Genomic DNA, 18,121 nt, shown 5'->3' on the forward strand with positions numbered 1-18,121 from the left:
CGAACTCTTGATGTCAACTAGTGAACACGCCGCTGCGTCTGCGGGGCAGACCTCCAGCTTCGCGATCATCGGGTACGCCGCACGGCTTCCCGGTGCCGCCGACGCCGAGCAGTACTGGGACGTCCTGCACCAGGGGCGCGATGCGGTCTCGGAGATCCCGCAGGACCGCTGGGATGCCGACGAGTTCTACGACTCCGACGCCGGCGCGGCCGGCAAGGTGGTCACCCGTCGCGCCGGGTTCGTCGACGACGTCGTCGGATTCGACGCCCCGTTCTTCGGCGTCTCGGCCCGCGAAGCCAGGTTGATGGACCCTCAGCATCGGCTGCTGCTGGAGACCTCGTGGCGGGCCGTCGAGCACTCGGGCACCGCGCCGACCGCGTTGGCGAACAGCCGGACCGGCGTGTTCGTCGGGCTGTCCACCCATGACTACCTGGGCATGGCCTCGTCGGAACTGACCTATCCCGAGATCGAGGCCTACCTGGCCATCGGCACCTCGGGTGCCGCCGGGGCCGGCCGGATCAGCTACCGGCTGGGTCTGCACGGCCCGGCGGTCACCGTCGACACGGCGTGCAGCTCGTCGCTGGTGGCCATCCACCAGGCGTGCCAGGCACTGCTGCTCGACGAATGCGATCTGGCGCTGGCCGGCGGGGCGAACGCCCTGCTCAGCCCGGCCACCATGATCACGTTCTCGCAGTCCCGGATGCTGGCGGCCGACGGCCGGTGCAAGACGTTCGACGCGGCGGCCGACGGCTACGTACGCGGCGAGGGTTGCGGTGTCATCGTCATCAAACGCCTCGAGGACGCGCTTCGGGACGGGGACCGGATCCGGGCCGTCATCCGCGGCAGCGCCGTCAACCAGGACGGCGCGTCGGGTGGGTTGACGGTGCCCAACGGCGTCGCCCAGCAGCGCGTCATCACCGAAGCGCTGGAACGCGCGGGCCTGACGCCCGGCGATATCGACTACCTGGAGGCGCACGGCACCGGCACCTCGCTAGGTGATCCCATCGAGGTCCAGGCGGCGGCCGCCGCGCTCGGCAAGGGCCGCGATGCCGACCATCCGCTGCTGATCGGGTCGGCGAAGACCAACATCGGGCACTTGGAGGCCGCCGCGGGTATCGCCGGTGTGCTCAAGGTCGTGCTGTCGCTGGAGAACCAGGAACTGCCCAAGCACCTGCACTTCCAGAACCCGTCGCCGCACATCCCCTGGGACCGGATTCCCGTGCGCGTGGTCTCCGAGGCCACCACGTGGGAACGCAACGACCGGCCGCGCATCGCGGGGGTCAGCTCGTTCGGGTTTTCCGGCACCAACGCCCACATCATCCTCGAAGAGGCACCCGCTACGGTGCCCGCCGTCTCGGATACCGCCTCCGATGACCGGCAGTTCAAGGTGCTCCCCCTGTCGGCGCGGACCCCGGCCGCCCTGGTGCAGACCGCCGAGCAGTACCGCAGCTGGCTGAGCGCACATCCGGAGGCCACGTTGGCCGACGTGTGCCTGACCGCCGGAGCCGGCCGGGCTCACCTCGAGCACCGTGCCGCGCTGGTCGTGAACTCACTCGATTCGGCTCGCGAGCTGCTCGGTGCGCTGGCCGACGACCGGCCCGCACCCGGGTTGCTGCGCGGCGAGTGCGCCGATGCGCCGAAGACGGCGTGGTTGTTCCCCGGGCAGGGCAGCCAGTACGCCGGGATGGCTCGCGAACTGTTCGAGACCGAACCGGTGTTCGCCGCGACCATGACCCAGTGCGCGGACGCGCTGGCCGGTGTACTCGAAAAGCCGTTGCTTGAACTGCTTTTCGACGCAGACGGCGCGGACACGCTGCGCTTGACCCAGCATGCCCAGCCCGCGATCTTCGCCGTCGAGATGGGCCTGGCCCGCCTGTGGCAGTCGTGGGGCTTCGAGCCGGACGTGGTGCTGGGGCACAGTGTCGGTCAGTACTCGGCGGCGTGCGTCGCCGGGGTGTTCAGCATCGAAGACGGCATCCGGTTGCTCGCCGAGCGGGGCCGCCTCTTCGGTGAACTTCCCGCCGGTGGGCGGATGGCCGCGGTCTTCGCCGACCCGGACCGGGTCGAGCGTCTCACCGACGAGTACCCGAGCCTGTCGGTGGCCGCCTACAACGGTGCCAACACCGTGCTGTCCGGTCCGGGTAAGGACCTGGAGCAGGCGATCGCCGGGCTGTCGGCCGACGGAGTCCGGTGCGACTGGCTCGATACCAGCCATGCGTTCCACTCGGCACTGCTCGATCCGGCGCTCGACGCGTTCGAGTCCTTCGCCGGCCAGTTCGAATTCAAAGCCCCACAACGGATTCTGGTGTGCAACCGGACGGGTGCAGCGCTCGGCCGCACCGCGAAGCTGGACGGGGCGTACTGGCGCCGCCATGCCCGCCAGCCCGTCGAGTTCGCCAAGGGTGTGGCCACGCTGGCCGAGCTCGGCTGCGCCGTGCTGCTGGAGGTCGGCCCGCAGCCGGTGCTGACCGCCGCGGCCATGCGGGCCTGGCCCGACCCCGCCAACGCACCGCGGGCGATCGCGTCGATGCGCCAGAACGGCGCCGACCACCGCCAGATCGCCGAAGCCCTGGCCAACGCGTACGTGGCCGGACACGTGCCCGACTTCGGCGCGCTGTTGCAGCAACCCGCGCGCAAGCTGGACCTGCCGACCTATCCGTTCCAGCACCGGCACTACTGGTTCCGGGACAAGCAGGTGCAGCCGGCGGCCAAGACCGACTCGGCCCGCACCGAGGCCGTCCGCCTGCTGGAGGACGGCCGTATCGACGAGCTCGCAGCCCTGCTCGGCGGCTCGAATGGCGACCAGACGGTCACCGATGTCCTGAACAAGCTTGCGACGCAACATAACCGGCAGCGCAGCGCGCAGTCCATCTCGGATGCCCGCTACGAAATCAGCTGGCAGAAGGCGGCCGGTGGTGGACCGGCCGTCGGCGAAGGCTCGGCCTGGTTGCTCATCGGCGAGGATGCTGCGGTGCTGGCACCGATCATCGGCGCACTCACCGCACACGGCCACCGGCAGCGGGTCCTCCCCCTGCCCGCATCCGACGCCGACGAGCGACAGCTCGAAGCCGAGCTGCGCGCCGCGGTAGAAGACGAACCCGAACTTCGCATCCTGCATGTGGCGGCGCTGGAATCCGACAGCACGCCCTCGATGCGCTCACTGCTACGGATGCAGCACCGCGTCCTGGGCGGCACGCAACGACTGTTCCGTGCCGCAGCCGCCGCCGAACTGCGCGTGCCCATCTGGGTGGCGACCCGCGGCGCACAACGCGTCACCGACACCGACACCGTGGCGCCCGAACAGAGCAGCCTGTGGGGGTTCTGCCGCGCCGTCGCGCTGGAGTACCCGCAGGTATGGGGCGGATTGGCCGACGTCACCGAGGGCAGCTCCGACGAGTGGTTCCGGCTGATCAGGGCCCTGGTCGCGGCCCCGCGCGGGGAAGACCAGATCGCCCTGCGTGAGCAGGCCGCCTACGTGCCCCGGCTGGTCCGGCGGACCGGTCAGCCCAACCCGACACCATTGGAATTGCGTTCGGACGCCACGTATCTGGTGACCGGCGGACTGGGTTCACTCGGCCTGGAGATCGCGGGCCATCTGGCCTCGCACGGTGCCAAGCAACTGGTGCTGACCAGCCGGCGTGCACCGAACGCCGCCGCGCAGCAGCGTATCGACGGCCTACGTGAGCAGCACGGCTGCGAGGTCCGGGTCGTCACGGCTGATGTCGCCAATCCGCACGAGGTCGCGCACCTGTTCGCCACCGTGGCTGCCGAGCTTGCACCACTGGCCGGCATCGTGCATGCCGCCGGTGAGAACAGCACCACCCCGTTGAGCGATCTGGACTCCGCAGAACTGGACCGGGTGTTCTCCGGAAAGGTCTGGGGTGCTTGGTATCTCGGCGAAGCGGCAGCGGACCTGAAGCTGGACTTCTTCCTGTCGACCTCCTCGATCTCCTCGGTGTGGGGCAGCTACGGTCAGAGCGCCTACAGCGCGGCCAACGCCTTCCTCGACGGGCTGACCTGGCACCTTCGCGCCCAGGGCATCCCCGGACTGAGCGTCAACTTCGGTCCCTGGTCGGCGGGTATGGCCGATCCCGACGCCCGCGCCCAACTGGAACGGCGCGGCGTACGCACGTTGTCCCCGGCGGATGCACTGGCGGGCATGGCCGACGTCATCGTCGGGGATACCGCCCAAGGTGTGGTGGCGCGGATCGACTGGGCCCGCTTCCTGCCGATCTACCTGCAGACCGGGCAGCGTTCGCTGCTGGCCGAGGTGGCCCGCGAGGTGCCCGACTCGGTGGCCGCGGCCCCCGGCCCCGCCGGCACCACCCGATTCGTCGAACAGCTCACCGCCGCGCCGGTGCAGCAACGCAAGAAGCTCGTCCTGGAGTACCTGCGCGACGCCGTGGCCGAGGTGACGCAGATCGACGCCTCAGAGATCCGGGAAGAGGGCGGATTCTTCGACCTCGGCATGGATTCGCTGATGGCCGTCGAACTACGGCGCCGCCTGGAACAGGCTGTCGGCAAGGAACTTCCGGCGACGCTGGCAATGGACTACCCGCGCCTGACCGATGTCGCTGACTACCTGCTCGGCGATGTGCTCAACCTCAACGAGCGCGCCGGCGCCAAGGTGATCACCAAGCACACCTCGCTGGCCACCTCCGCGACCGACGAGCCGATCGCGATCATCGCGGTGGCCTGCCGGTTCCCCGGATCGCCCGATCCGGACGCCTATTGGGAACTGTTGTCGAACGGTGTCGACGCGATCCGCGAGATTCCCGAGGACCGCTTCGATGTCGACGAGTTCTACGACCCCGATCAGCAGACCCCGGGCAAGATCTACACCCGCAGCGGCGGATACCTGGAAAGTGTCGACACCTTCGATCCGGAGTTCTTCGGCATCTCGCCGCGCGAGGCCGTCTGGATCGACCCGCAGCAGCGCCTGATGCTCGAAATCGCCTGGGAGGGTTTGGAAAGGGCAGGGTACTCCCCCTCGTCCCTGCGGGGCAGCCGAAGCGGCGTCTTCGTCGGCGTCGGCGCCAACGAGTACTCACACCTGCTGTCCGGCGACTCGGTGGAGAAGCTCGAAGCGCACTTCATCACCGGCAATGCGCTGAACGCCATCGCGGGGCGCGTCGCCTTCACCCTCGGTCTGGAGGGGCCGGCGATGGCGGTCGACACCGCGTGCAGTTCCTCCCTGGTGGCCGTCCACCAGGCCAGCCAGGCCCTGCACTCCGGCGACTGTGATCTGGCCTTGGCCGGCGGCGTGAACGTGCTGCTGAGCCCGGCGTCCATCGTCGCCGCCTCGCAGGCCCGGATGCTGTCCCCGGACGGGCGGTGCAAGACCTTCGACGCCGCCGCCGACGGCTACGTGCGCAGTGAGGGCTGCGGTGTGCTGGTGCTCAAGCGGCTGTCCGACGCACAACGCGACGGCGACCGGATCTGCGCTGTCATCCGCAGCAGCACCGTCAACCAGGACGGCGCCTCAAGTGGCCTGACGGTACCCAATGGTGGTGCGCAACAACGACTCATCACCGCAGCACTGACCCGGGCCGGTCTGGCCGGAGGCGATGTCGACTACCTCGAAGCGCACGGCACCGGCACCCCGTTGGGTGACCCGATCGAGGTGCAAGCGGCCGCGGCCGCGTACGGCGCCGGCCGCGACCCGAACCGGCCGCTGCTGGTGGGCACGGCCAAGACCAATATCGGGCACCTGGAGTCCGCGGCGGGTGTCGCCGGTCTGATCAAGGTGGTGCTGTCGCTGCAGAACGAGATGCTGCCGCAGACCCTGCACTTCAACAATCCGTCACCGCACATCCCGTGGGACACCCTGCCCGTGCAGGTGGTGAACGAGGCCACCCCGTGGCTGACCAACGGCAGGCCGCGGCGCGCCGGTGTCAGCGCCTTCGGATTCACCGGCACCAATGCCCACGTGCTGCTTGAAGAAGCGCCGCCGGCAGCGGACGAACCCGCCGACGAGGCACCGGACGCACCGCGCGAGCCGTTGAGCGTGATACCGCTGTCGGCCCGCTCGGCGCAGGGGCTGACCGCTCTGGCCCAGCGCTACAGCGCCTGGCTGGAGGCACACCCCGACGTCGCGATCGACGACGTGAGCTTCACCGCCGGAGCGGGCCGCGCCCACTTCGAGCACCGGGCCGCATTGGTCGCGAATTCGGTCGCCGAGACCAAGATGCTGCTCGACGATCTGGTGGCGAACCGGTTGCGCCCGGGTGTCGTCCGTGGCGAATGCACCGACCCGCCGACCACCGCGTGGTTCTTCCCGGGCCAGGGCAGCCAGTACCCGGGCATGGCGCGCGAACTGTTCGAATCCGAACCGGTATTCGCCGACACCGTCCGGCAGTGCGCGCAAGCCGTCGACGGGATGCTGCCACGCCCGCTGCTGGAGGTCTTGTTCGGCTCCGGTCGGGATGCCGCCGAAACGTTGAAGCACACCTCCTTTGCGCAGCCGGCGATCTTCGCCGTCGAGATGGGCCTGGCCCGGCTGTGGCAGTCCTGGGGTATCGAGCCGGACGTGGTGCTGGGCCACAGCGTGGGCCAGTACGCGGCGGCCTGCGTGGCCGGCGTGCTCAGCCTCGAGGACGGGGCCCGGCTGATCGCCGAACGTGGCCGACTGTTCGGCAGCCTGCCGGCCGGCGGCCGGATGGTCGCGGTGTTCGCCGATCCCCAGTACGTGGAGGACGCCGCCGAGGCGTTCCCGCGGGTCTCGGTCGGCGCCTACAACGGCCGCAACACCGTGCTGTCGGGCCCAGGTGAGGATCTGGAACAGATCGTCGCCAACTGCAGCGAGGACGGCGCCCGCTGCACCTGGCTGGAGACCAGCCACGCCTTCCACTCCGAGCTGCTGGACCCGGTGCTCGACGAATTCGAGACGTTCGCTTCGCAATTCGACTACGCGGTGCCCACCCTGCCGCTGGTCTGCAACCGGACCGGCACGGTGCTCACCGCCGAGACACCGATCGACGCCCAGTACTGGCGGCGGCATTCCCGGCAGCCGGTGCAGTTCACCGAGAGCGTGCGTACCGTCGCAGCCCTGGGCTGCTCGGTGCTGATGGAGATCGGCCCACAGCCGATCCTGACCGCGGCCGCGTTGCAGAGCTGGCCCGAGTCCTCGGACACTCCGCGGACCATCGTGTCGCTACGCAAGGGCGCCAACGCACAACGGCAGATCACCGAAGCGCTCGCCAACGCCTACATCTGCGGGCACCGGCCGGACTTCGCCGCCAAGCACCACAGGCCGGGTCAGCGACTCGCGCTGCCCACCTATCCGTTCCAGCGCCGCCGCTACTGGCCAAAAGCCACCGGTATGACAGGAATGGGCGCCGACGGCGTTCGGGTTTCCGGCATCCTGGGCAGCGCCAAAGATCTGGCCTCCGGTGACACCGTGTACAGCAACGTGTTCTCGGTCAAGACGCAGCCATGGCTGGCGCACCACGTCATCTACGGCACCGTCGTCGTTCCGGGCGCGACCTACGCCGCGATGGCGTTGGCCGCGGCCGGCGCGCCTGCGCGGGTCAAGGAGGTCTTCTTCTACGAGCCGATCATCCTGCCCGACAAAGCTTCTCGGGAAGTACAGCTGACCTTGCATCCGGTCGACGACGGCTGGAAGTTCCAGGTGCACAGCCGGCCTTACGGTGTCCGGGAGTCCGAGTGGTCGCTGAACTCCGACGGCACCCTGCTGGCAGGTGTCGATCCCGATGCGGAGTCGCCGGATGTGGTGATCGCGCCGGACGAGGCGATCGAGCACATGAATCGCACCCGCCCACAGGAACTTTTCGACATCTTCCACGATATGGAACTGGCGTGGGGACCCACGTGGTCCACTTCGCTGAAGTCGTTGTGGGTGGGCGAGGGCGAGGCGATCGGCGATATCTCGATCGGCGAGGAACTGGCCGAACACCTCAGCAGCGAGCCGATCCACCCGGTGCTGCTGGATCTGTGCACGGGCGTGGCCTTCCCGGCCTTCCCCGCGATCCTCGCCGCCGAGCAGGGCATGCACGATCTGTTCCTGCCGCTGCGGTACGGCCAGGTTCAGGTGGCCGAGAAGATGCCGCGCCGGTTCTACTGCCGGGCCCGCTGGCATGAGAGCGCCCTCAACGGTGAAACCCAGGTCTTCGACATCGATTTCGTGGATCGGGATGGGCGGGTGCTGGGCGGGATCCGTGAGTTCACGGTGAAACGCGCTCCCCGCGAGGCGCTGCTGCGCGGGCTGGGCGGGGACTCGACCCGGCTGCTGTACACCCTGGGCTGGCAGGAAGCCGCGGCTCCGACTGTCGAGGACGAGGCAATGACCAGCGGCACCTGGCTGATCGCCGGGTTCGACAAGCTGTCCGCCGAGGTACCCGGGGCTGCCACGGTCGACGATGTCGCCGATCCGCAGTCCTGGCAGGACGCGTTCGCGGCCGCCGCCGAGCGGGGCGCGCCGGTGACCGGAATCGTCTGGCGCAGTGCCGGACGCCCCGACCTCGACGACAATCCGGCCGAGCGGCTGGAAGCCGAGATCACCGCCCTGCTGGGTACCGCCCAGACCGGGGTGGCAGAAGGCTTGCGCGGCGGATTGTGGATCGTCACCGAACGGGCCGTGGCCACCGAACCCGGTGAACCGGTCGATCCGGTTCAGTCGGCACTGTGGGGCTTCGGGCGCACCCTGATCGCCGAGCAGCCGACCCTGCGGGTCCGGTTGGTGGACGGGGATGGCTCCCAGGAGTCGCTGGATTGGCTGGCCGGCGCGCTGGGTGCACCCGTCGTCGAACCCGAAATGGCGGTGCGGCAAGGACGTTTCCTGGTGTCGCGGCTGCTGCACTGGGCGCGTAGCGGTCAGCTGCCGATGCCGCGCAGCGACGATTACGTGCTGGCACCGACCGAGCGCGGCGCGATCGACAACCTGCGCCTCGTCGAGAAAGAACTGACCCCGCCGGAGGCCAACGAGGTACAGGTCCGGATCGAGGCCGCCGGCCTCAACTTCCGCGATGTGCTCAACGTACTCGGCTTGTACCCCGGTGATCCCGGCCCGATCGGTGGCGACCTCTGCGGAGTGGTCACCGAAGTGGGGTCCGCTGTCACCGGACTCGAGGTCGGACAGCGGGTCTTCGGCTCGATGCAGGGCGCGTTCTCCAGCCGGCTCAACGTCCCGGCACCGCTGCTGGCAGTGGTACCCGACGGCATCAGCTCGGTGGATGCGGCGACGATCTCCGCTGCGGCACTGACGGTCCGGTTGGCCTTCGACTGGGCCCAGCTCAAGCCCGGGGACAAGGTGCTCATCCACGCCGCCAGCGGTGGCGTGGGATTGGCCGCGGTCCAGATGGCCCGTGCACACGGCGCGATCGTGTTCGCCACGGCGAGCAAGTACAAGCGCGCCACGCTGCGGGAGATGGGCGTGGAGCACGTCTACGACTCGCGGACAACGGATTTCGCGGATCAGATCCTCGCGGATACCGACGGCGCGGGTGTGGACGTGGTGCTCAACTCCTTGACCAGTGACGGCTTCATCGAAGCGACGTTGCGGGCCACGGCCCACGGCGGCCGGTTCGCCGAGATCGCCAAGCGCGATATCTGGACCGCCGAGCGGATGGCCGAGGTGCGGCCCGATATCAACTACGAGATCGTGGCACTGGACGTGACGATGATGACCGATCCCGACCACATCCAGAAGCTGATGGCGGAGGTCTCCGAGGGGCTGGCCACGGGCGTGTGGACTCCGGTGCCCGCCGAGGTCTATCCGCTGACCGAGGCCAGGACCGCGTTCCGCCGGATGCAGCAGGCTCGGCACATCGGCAAGATCGTCGTGCAGATGCCGAAACCGCTTCAGCCGCACGGCGACCGGAGCTACCTGGTGACCGGCGGTCTGGGCGCCCTGGGTCTGCACACGGCGTCCTATCTGGCTCAGCTCGGCGCCGGGGACATCGTGCTGACCAGCCGGCGTACACCCGACGCAGAGACCCAGCAGGCCATCGACGCCATCACCGAGCGGTTCCACTGCCGGATCCACGTGTTCTCGGCCGACGTCGGGGACGAGGCTTCGGTGGCGGCGCTGTTGGACAAGATCCGCGCCGAGCTTCCGCCGCTGGCCGGTATCGCACACCTGGCCGGTGTGCTCGACGACGCGCTGCTCCCGCAGCAGGATCTGGAGCACTTCCGGACGACGTTGGGCCCGAAAGCCTATGGTGCGCACCACCTGCACCGGTTGACCAAGGACGATGACCTCGAGTTCTTCATCGTGTACTCATCGGCGTCCGCGGTACTGGGCTCGCCGTCGCAGGCCAACTACGCCACCGCCAACGCGCTGCTCGACGGGCTCGTGGCGCAGCGCAGGGCGCAGGGGCTGCCGGCCACCGCCGTCAACTTCGGTCCGTGGGGTCATGGCGGTATGGCCAGCTCGCAGGCCGCCGTCGCCAACCTCAGTGCGCAGGGCATGATGCCGCTGGAGCCGTCGGCGGCGCTGGCCGCCCTCGGCGAGGCGATCCGGCATGGCGCGGCGCAGGTCACCGTCCTGAAGGCGAACTGGCAACGCACAGCGAAGATGCTGGGCGGTATCCGCCCGCCGCTGCTGGATCAGGTGCTGCCCAGCGGTGACGGATCGGTGCAGGGCGACAGCGAGTTGCTGCGGCAACTGCAGGAGCTGCCGGTGGCAGCGCGCGGCGGGTTCATCACCGAATTCCTGCAGCGCGAGGTGCAGGGCTTCCTGCGACTGGCGCAGCCGCCCGCGGCATCCAGCCGGTTCCTGGACCTGGGCACCGACTCGCTGATGGCCGTCGAACTGCGCAACCGGCTGTTCGGTCAGTTCGGTGGCAAGTTCGACATCAGCCCGACGGCGGTGTTCGACTACCCGACCATCGGAGAGTTGGCCGAGCACCTGGTCTCGCAGCTGCCCGATTCTGAGGCCCCAGCGGCTCCGGCCACGCCGGAGGCGCCTGCCGAGGAGCCGGCCCCGGCCGCCGTGGACTAAGCCCAGCGCGTCGCTTCCACCTCGAGTGGCAGCGACGGATGGATCGGCACATCCAGCCCGTCGTAGATCCCGGCGGGCTGGGTGGCCAGCCATTCGATGGCCCCCAGCAGACGGTTGGCCGCCGTGGTGTTGCCGCCGTCGGCCCGGGTGCCACCCGGTACGTCGGCCCGCACGACGATGGTCAACTCCGGATCGCCGTCGATGATCACCCGGTGGTCGCCGGCGCCCTGATCGGGAGCCGGCCAATCCGGTGCGACGGACGGATGGATCCGGGTGATGTGTTCGATGACCACCCGCTGCTGTCCGCCGGCCCAGCCGATCACCTTGAGCCGAAACGCCCCCTGGGTGCCCTTCTCGAAGGTGCCCATCACGGTGTCGACGTCCTCGGTGAGCGCCAGACGCTGGACGTCCTCGGTGATCTCGTCGATCTCCAGGCCGAGCCCCCGCCCGATCAGGCGGACGTTACCGCCCCACACCATGGTCGGGATGGACGGCAACAGCATCATCGGCGTCTCGTCCATCGACCCGCCGAAACCGCAGAGCACCTTCACCGAATGCGGCTGGTTGTAGGTGGAGTAGTCGAAGATCTCCTGGCAGCGGATGGTCTTGATGCGGGTACACAAACCCGCCGCGAGCACCGCGAGCGCGTCGTTGCCCCAGCCCGGGTCGACGCCACTGACCAGAAGGGACACCCCGCCCGCTTCGGCTGCCGAGGTGAGCCGAGCCACCCACTCCGGTGGCGCCGAGCGCGGGTCGTAGAGCGAGTACAGCGACGGCGTCACCACATGCGCGCCGGCTTTGAGCGCGCGCTCGATATCGGCGATCGCCTCCTCGGGCCGAATATCGCCGGACGCCATATAGGCCACCGCGTCGGCCCCGGTCAGGGCGTCGTCGACATCGGTGGTGGCCAGCACGCCGGTGGAATCGGGAAGTCCGGCAAACGAGGCGGCGTCGCGGCCGGCCTTGTCGGCGGACGAGGTGATGACGCCGGCCAGCTCAAGACCGGGGAAGGCGACCGTCGAGCGGATCGCCGTCGAGCCCATATTGCCCGTTCCCCATACCACCACACGCCTCATGCGCCTCACCTTAGAGGTTTGTTGGGTGCCTCCGTGGCGAGCATCACAGATTGAATGTCATTGCAGGTCACACGGCAAAAATGAGCGTCGAGAGCCGCCCAATCAACCAGGCGGTTGGTTCGCTGGCGACAATTTGCTCAGAGCCCCTTTGCGATGGGGTTACCGGGCGGTATAGTTCAGGCCAGTTACTGGTGGGTAACTTAGCCCTGAGTACCCAACCGACAGCTTCCATCTCATTGAGGAGAAACCGTGGGCCACTACAAGAGCAACGTCCGTGACCAGGTCTTTACCCTGTTCGACGTACTCGGTCTCGACAAGGCGCTCGGCGCCGGCTCGTTCAGCGACCTGGACGCCGACACCGCCAAGGAGATGATCTCCGAGATGGCGCGCCTGGCCGAGGGCCCCGTCGCTGAATCGTTCGCCGACGGCGATCGCAACCCGCCGGTGTTCGACCCCAAGACTCACACCGTCAAGCTGCCCGAATCCTTCAAGAAGTCGGTGAAGGTGACCATCGAGGGTGGCTGGAACAAGGTCAGCCTCGACGAGGAACTCGGCGGCGTGCCCGCCCCCAAGGCGCTGCTGTGGGCGCTCAACGAGCACATCCTGGGCGCCAACCCGGCCGTGTGGATGTACGCCGGCGGTTCGGCGTTCGCGCAGATCTTCGCGCACAACGGCACCGAAGAGCAGAAGAAGTGGGCCGTCATCGCCGCTGAGCGCGACTGGGGCGCCACCATGGTGCTGACCGAGCCCGACGCGGGCTCCGACGTCGGCGCCGGCCGCACCAAGGCCGTCAAGCAGGAGGACGGCTCCTGGCACATCGACGGTGTGAAGCGCTTCATCACCTCCGCCGAGGCCGATGACATGTTCGAGAACATCTTCCACCTTGTGCTGGCCCGCCCCGAGGGCGCCGGCCCCGGCACCAAGGGTCTGTCGCTGTTCTTCGTGCCGAAGTTCCACTTCGATTTCGAGACCGGTGAGCTGGGCGAGCGCAACGGCGTCTACGTGACCAACGTCGAGCACAAGATGGGCCTGAAGGTTTCGGCCACCTGTGAGCTGACCTTCGGCCAGCACGACAAGCCCGCCGTCGGCTGGCTCGTCGGCGAGGTGCACAACGGCATCGCGCAGATGTTCGACGTCATCGAGCAGGCCCGCATGATGGTCGGCACCAAGGCCATCGCCACCCTGTCGACCGGTTACCTCAACGCCCTGGAGTACGCCAAGGAGCGCGTGCAGGGTGCCGATCTGACCCAGATGACCGACAAGACCGCGCCGCGCGTGACCATCACGCACCACCCGGACGTGCGTCGTTCGCTGATGACCCAGAAGTCCTACGCCGAGGGCATGCGCGCGCTGTACCTGTACACCGCCACCTTCCAGGACGACGAGGTGGCCCAGGCGCTGCACGGTGTGGACGCGGACCTGGCACTGCGGGTCAACGACCTGCTGCTCCCGATCGTCAAGGGTTACGGCTCCGAGCAGGCCTACGCCAAGCTCACCGAGTCGCTGCAGACCTTCGGTGGTTCCGGCTTCCTGCAGGACTACCCGATCGAGCAGTACATCCGCGACGCCAAGATCGACTCGCTCTACGAAGGCACCACCGCCATCCAGGCGCAGGACTTCTTCTTCCGCAAGATCATCCGCGACAAGGGCCAGGCGCTGTCCTACGTGGCCGGCCAGATCGACACGTTCATCAAGAACGAGTCGGGCAACGGTCGCCTGAAGGCCGAGCGTGCGCTGCTGGCCACCGCCCTGGAGGACGTGCAGGGCATGGCCGCCACCCTGACCGGCTACCTGATGGCCGCGCAGGAAGATGCCGCGAGCATCTACAAGGTGGGCCTGGGTTCGGTGCGCTTCCTGCTCTCGGTCGGCGACCTGATGGTCGGCTGGCTGCTGCAGCGTGAGGCCGCCGTCGCCATCGAGCGCCTCGACGCCGGTGCCACCGGCGAGGAGAAGGCCTTCCTCGACGGCAAGGTCGCGGCCGCGTCGTTCTTCGCGAAGAACTTCCTGCCGCTGCTGACCAGCACCCGCACCGTCCTCGACGGAATCGACAACGAGGTCATGGAGCTGGCCGAAGCCTCCTTCTGATCTCTCACAGACCAAGTGCCCCCGGCGATCCCGGGGGCACTTGTCGTTTGGGGCATGCTTCGGTGTGTCAGCGGTTCTGCAGGACGGCGATGCGGGCGGCGCCGTGGTGGGCGTGCCAGCCGGGCGCCATGGTCGGGGCCGGGTGTGCCTTGACCTCGGGGCTGTAGGAGTAGCCGGGGCCGGTCGGGGCCTGCGCGGTGGTGGCCGCGGCGGCGGTGCCGGCCAGGCCGAGGGCGCCTGCGCCGATGATGCCCGCGGTGACGATGCTGAGTCCCAGGTGCTTGATCATTTCGGTAATCCTTTGTGTGAGTTGTTTTCTCCGTTGCGATAACAATGCTCCGAACGGCGCTCAGGAGCTGTCGGGTGACCGGTGGATGCACCGGGTGAAGTGGTTGTCCCCCGATCGGGGGAACGGCACGGCGCGTATCGGCAGGATTGACGTCATGCTGCATGCCCGACGCGTCATCCTGCTCGTCTCCCTGGCCGCCACCACCGCGCTGACCGTGGTGCTGGGTGTGACGGATCCCGAGGCGCCGCTGTCCTATCCCTCGCGGTTCCTGATCTGGAATCTGTTCCTGGCGTGGATCCCGATGGTGGCCGCGGTCGCCTTCGCCAGTGTGCGGCGCGGGATCTGGCTGCTGCCGCTGGGCATGCTGTGGCTGGCATTCCTGCCGAACTCGCCCTATCTGGTGACCGATCTGGTGCACCTGGGCGATGATGTCGAGCTGTGGCGGCACATCCTGCAGTACGGATTCGCGGCGTGGACGGGCATCGTCCTCGGTGTGGTGTCGATGCGGCTGGTGCACAATCGCGTCGAGAGGCAGTTCGGCGCGGCAGCCGGGTGGTTCCTGGTCATCGTGTCGGTGGGGTTGTGCGCTGTCGGCGTGGTGATCGGGCGGTTCCAGCGGTGGAACTCGTGGGATCTGGTCACGCGGCCGGACGCGGTGGTGGCAGGGACGCTGGAATGGGTGCGCTCACCGCTGGCGTACGTGCAATCGACGGGCGTGGCAGTGGCGGTCGCGGTGTTCTTCGGCCTGGCCTACCTCACGATCTGGGCGCTGGACGGCCTCGACTCGGACTGATGCACGAGCCAAGAATGCGCCCCAAGAATGTGCCAAGGCGGCGGTCGCAGCATTTCGGGTGACTGAAAGGGAGCTGCCGTGCCACGCACACTCATCACCACCGCCATCGCGGCATTCGCCGTCGCCACTGTGCTGTCACCGGTCGCGCACGCCGACGACGCGGTGAACCTACCGCTGACACCGGATGTGCGCGCCGAGTTGATTCAGGCCGGCGCAGTGCTGACGGGGCGACCGGCGTCGGAATTCACCGGCCTGCGCGAAGGCCAGTCCTACTATGCCGTGGACCCGGAGACCGGAATCCGCTGGGCCGCTGCCGCCTTGCACACCGACGGTACCCATCCCGAGGCAGCGATCCAGCTCCAGGACCAGAACAGCTACATGTCGTTCAGGCAGCCGGGTATCCCCGGCGCCACCTGGATCCCGACCGCCATCGGCTTCGGACCGATACCAGCCGGACAGGCACCGTGCCCGATCCCCGAGCACATCCGTGCGCTGTGGAACTGGCCCGCCGGCAAGTGCTACCGGCCGCGGTCATGAAGCTCATTGCGGCGTTGACGCTGGCCGGTTCGGTCCTGACGCTCACCCCGACCGCGACCGCCGACGCTTCGACACCATGCGACTGGGTGAGCGTCCGAGAAGCAACGGACATCCTCGGACAACCGGTCGCCGCAACACCGCGACAAGCCGGCTGCTGGTACGCGATATCCGGCGAACAACCCGGTCTGGGCATCAGCTCCGAAGTGCTGGCACCCGGCGCAATGCCCGCCGCCGCCGAGCCGGTCTGTGTCACCGAACCGATGACCACACCGCCGTCCACGACAGTGATCGCGCGACTGCACGACAACCGCATCTACCGGGCCACCGCAACCTACCAACCCTGCGACACCGTAACCCGATTCGCGCGTATCGCGATCGGCCGATTCTCCTGAGAGACCGTCATGAACCACTTCGCCACTCACACCATGTGCGTCGCAGCACTCGCCTCGATCATGCTGGCCGGGTGCACATCGGAGCCGACTTCGGTTGCAGTACACACGAATAAGCAATCTGCGTCGCCCGTGCAGGCGACCGCACCGGCCGCACCCGTCGCCGCCAAGGGGTCTGCGCACACTGCCGCCGACGTACCGTGGGATCAGGTCGGGCCGGGCTGGGTGGTGGCCATGTGGAGCCCCGTCACTCCGCATCACCCCGGCACGCCGCCCGTCCCCGGCGAGCCCACCCCGGAGACCGCCACCCAGGTCCTCTACCTTGTCTCCCCCGCCGGGGAGCGCTACCCGATGGCCGAATTCGGGCCCGCCGAGTCGGCCACCCACGTGTCCGACTGGTCCGGAGACGGCAGCCATGTGCTGCTGACCCCGGGTTACGGTCAAGACGGACAAGCGATCTCCCTTGATCTGCGCACCGGTGAGCGCACTGCTTTTCCCGTCACCGGAACGGTGCGGTACACGCAACCCAACGGCAGGGCATTCCTGGTGTCGAACAGCTACAACGGTGCCGAGCCGGGGACCCTGACGCGTATCGACGCCAGCGGTAATGTGCAGATGTCCTATCCGACAGACGGTCTGGGTGGTGCCGGGCAGTTCAGCGGCGACTACCTCGCATTCCCCGACGGAACACAGTTGGTGCTCTCCACGGCCAACCTCGGCAACGAGGTCGTGCCCAGGTCGGATAACAGCTTGGTGATCGTCGGCAACGACGGGTCGATCAACCGGACCCTGCCGGTGCCGATGTCGAACGCCACCTGCGCACCGGTGAAGTGGTGGACCGACAACGTCCTGCTTGCCCATTGCGAAATTCAGCGCGGCGGTGGTGAGCAGCTGTGGACCGTGCCCCTGGACGGCAGAAAGCCCACCGCGCTCACAGCGGTCAACACGCACGACGACGAACCGGGGTTCGAGGGCAACTACGGCAACTGGAACGCCTTCAAGACGACCAACGGCACGTTCCTGCCCACCGCGGGCGCATGCGGCACCAGCTTCGTCTCCAAGCTGACTGCGGACGGGCACACCGAGCGCCTGCATATCCCGGGTGTCAGTGACAGTGTCGGGCTGGCCGGAGTCAGCGGTGACAAACTGGTGGTGGTAGGTCAGGTCGGGTGTGGTGGCGGCAATTCACTGGTGTCCTACGACCCCGCCACCAACACGTCGGACGTACTGCTCGGCGCACCTGTCAACGGCGGCGGGGTCGAGGACGTCCGCCTCTACCCGGTCACGCCGTGACCCGGCTCATCACGGCGTGGGCTGCGCTTCTCATCGGCGCCATCACCTTCGGCGCCCCCGCCTCGGCGCAGCCGGTACGCAGTTGCACGGACCTGGGCGGGTCCGTCGAGGGCGCTCGAATCTGCCATATCGTGGCCGAAAGCGACACGTACGCAATCGATATCAGCTATCCGCTGGACTATCCGGACCAGCGGGCGCTGACCGACTACATCGCCACGGACAAGGACGATTTCATTGCTTTCGTCGGGTCCATCCCGCGGCGGGACCGTACGTATGACCGCGGCATCACCCCGCATTCGTACGCATCGCGCTCGACGGCGAGCGTCGTGCTCGAGGTGTACGGCGACACCGGCGCCCACCCGGTGACGTCATTCCAGGCGTTCAACTACGACCTCGGCACGGGCGCACCGATCACGTTCGACACCGCATTCACACCGGGCGCAGTCGGCGCGCTCGACCCGATCGTGCAACGGGAGATGGAGAAGCGTTGGGTCGGCTACCTGGACCCGGCACCGCACAACACCCTGGGCGCCAGGGTGTATCAGGACTTCGCGCTCACCGACGACGCGGTGATCTTCTACATCGGCCAAGGCATGTGGCTGCCGGAGGTCGCGGGCCCGCAGCGGGTGTCGATCTCCCGCAGCGAACTGGCAGCGGTGTTGGTCTGAGCGAACCGGCCGCCGTTCTGCTCACAGCAGC

General features: G+C 68.2%; 9 protein-coding genes. 7 read left to right on the forward strand and 2 right to left on the reverse strand.

The annotated features are described in order from the left end of the window. The first annotated feature begins 10 nt into the window (after nucleotides 1-10). Nucleotides 11-10,960 (forward strand): type I polyketide synthase, encoded by a 10,950-nt coding sequence (locus H7J86_RS12625; protein ID WP_267291349.1) that lies wholly within the window; start codon nucleotides 11-13, stop codon nucleotides 10,958-10,960. Here H7J86_RS12625 and H7J86_RS12630 read toward each other — a convergent pair. Continuing rightward, nucleotides 10,957-12,036: an NAD(P)H-dependent amine dehydrogenase family protein gene (locus H7J86_RS12630; RefSeq protein ID WP_267291351.1), complete on the reverse strand. Its 1,080-nt coding sequence runs from the start codon at nucleotides 12,034-12,036 to the stop codon at nucleotides 10,957-10,959. The two genes, H7J86_RS12625 and H7J86_RS12630, sit on opposite strands and share 4 nt — an antisense overlap. Nucleotides 12,037-12,285: 249 nt before the next feature. On the opposite strand from H7J86_RS12630, the gene H7J86_RS12635 reads away from it, so the two are divergent. Next, nucleotides 12,286-14,121 (forward strand): acyl-CoA dehydrogenase, encoded by a 1,836-nt coding sequence (locus tag H7J86_RS12635; protein ID WP_090362900.1) that lies wholly within the window; start codon nucleotides 12,286-12,288, stop codon nucleotides 14,119-14,121. 67 nt (nucleotides 14,122-14,188) lie between these two features. Here H7J86_RS12635 and H7J86_RS12640 read toward each other — a convergent pair whose 3' ends face one another. Further along, nucleotides 14,189-14,410: a hypothetical protein gene (locus H7J86_RS12640; protein ID WP_235683495.1), complete on the reverse strand. Its 222-nt coding sequence runs from the start codon at nucleotides 14,408-14,410 to the stop codon at nucleotides 14,189-14,191. 154 nt (nucleotides 14,411-14,564) lie between these two features. Between H7J86_RS12640 and H7J86_RS12645 the strand changes: the two genes are divergently transcribed. The 5 genes from H7J86_RS12645 (at nucleotide 14,565) to H7J86_RS12665 (ending at nucleotide 18,090) form a co-directional block, all read left to right on the forward strand. Then, nucleotides 14,565-15,203 (forward strand): DUF1361 domain-containing protein, encoded by a 639-nt coding sequence (locus H7J86_RS12645; protein WP_267291353.1) that lies wholly within the window; start codon nucleotides 14,565-14,567, stop codon nucleotides 15,201-15,203. Between the two features lie 78 nt (nucleotides 15,204-15,281). Continuing rightward, nucleotides 15,282-15,740, forward strand: coding sequence for a hypothetical protein (locus H7J86_RS12650; RefSeq protein WP_267291354.1), 459 nt, complete (start codon nucleotides 15,282-15,284; stop codon nucleotides 15,738-15,740). Beyond that, a complete protein-coding gene (locus H7J86_RS12655) occupies nucleotides 15,737-16,132 on the forward strand; it encodes a hypothetical protein (protein WP_267291356.1) in 396 nt (131 codons plus the stop codon). Before H7J86_RS12650 ends, H7J86_RS12655 begins: the two co-directional genes overlap by 4 nt. Nucleotides 16,133-16,261: 129 nt before the next feature. Continuing rightward, on the forward strand, nucleotides 16,262-17,422 hold the full coding sequence (locus tag H7J86_RS12660) for a hypothetical protein (RefSeq protein ID WP_267291358.1): 1,161 nt from the start codon (nucleotides 16,262-16,264) through the stop codon (nucleotides 17,420-17,422). Continuing rightward, the gene (locus H7J86_RS12665; protein WP_267291360.1) at nucleotides 17,419-18,090 is read left to right on the forward strand and encodes an RsiV family protein; all 672 of its coding nucleotides are present in this window, start codon (nucleotides 17,419-17,421) and stop codon (nucleotides 18,088-18,090) included. The genes H7J86_RS12660 and H7J86_RS12665 overlap by 4 nt, the downstream gene beginning before the upstream one ends. Nucleotides 18,091-18,121: the final 31 nt, after the last annotated feature.

The sequence above is a fragment of the Mycobacterium hackensackense genome, from assembly GCF_025822555.1.
In the GTDB taxonomy this organism is placed as follows: domain Bacteria; phylum Actinomycetota; class Actinomycetes; order Mycobacteriales; family Mycobacteriaceae; genus Mycobacterium; species Mycobacterium fluoranthenivorans.

Excerpts from the sequence above, each read along its gene's own strand:
- H7J86_RS12655 (WP_267291356.1), top strand. The coding sequence starts at position 15,737 with ATGAAGCTCATTGCGGCGTTGACGCTGGCCGGTTCGGTCCTGACGCTC.
- H7J86_RS12630 (WP_267291351.1), bottom strand. The coding sequence starts at position 12,036 with ATGAGGCGTGTGGTGGTATGGGGAACGGGCAATATGGGCTCGACGGCG.
- H7J86_RS12645 (WP_267291353.1), top strand. The coding sequence starts at position 14,565 with ATGCTGCATGCCCGACGCGTCATCCTGCTCGTCTCCCTGGCCGCCACC.
- H7J86_RS12625 (WP_267291349.1), top strand. The coding sequence starts at position 11 with ATGTCAACTAGTGAACACGCCGCTGCGTCTGCGGGGCAGACCTCCAGC.
- H7J86_RS12640 (WP_235683495.1), bottom strand. The coding sequence starts at position 14,410 with ATGATCAAGCACCTGGGACTCAGCATCGTCACCGCGGGCATCATCGGC.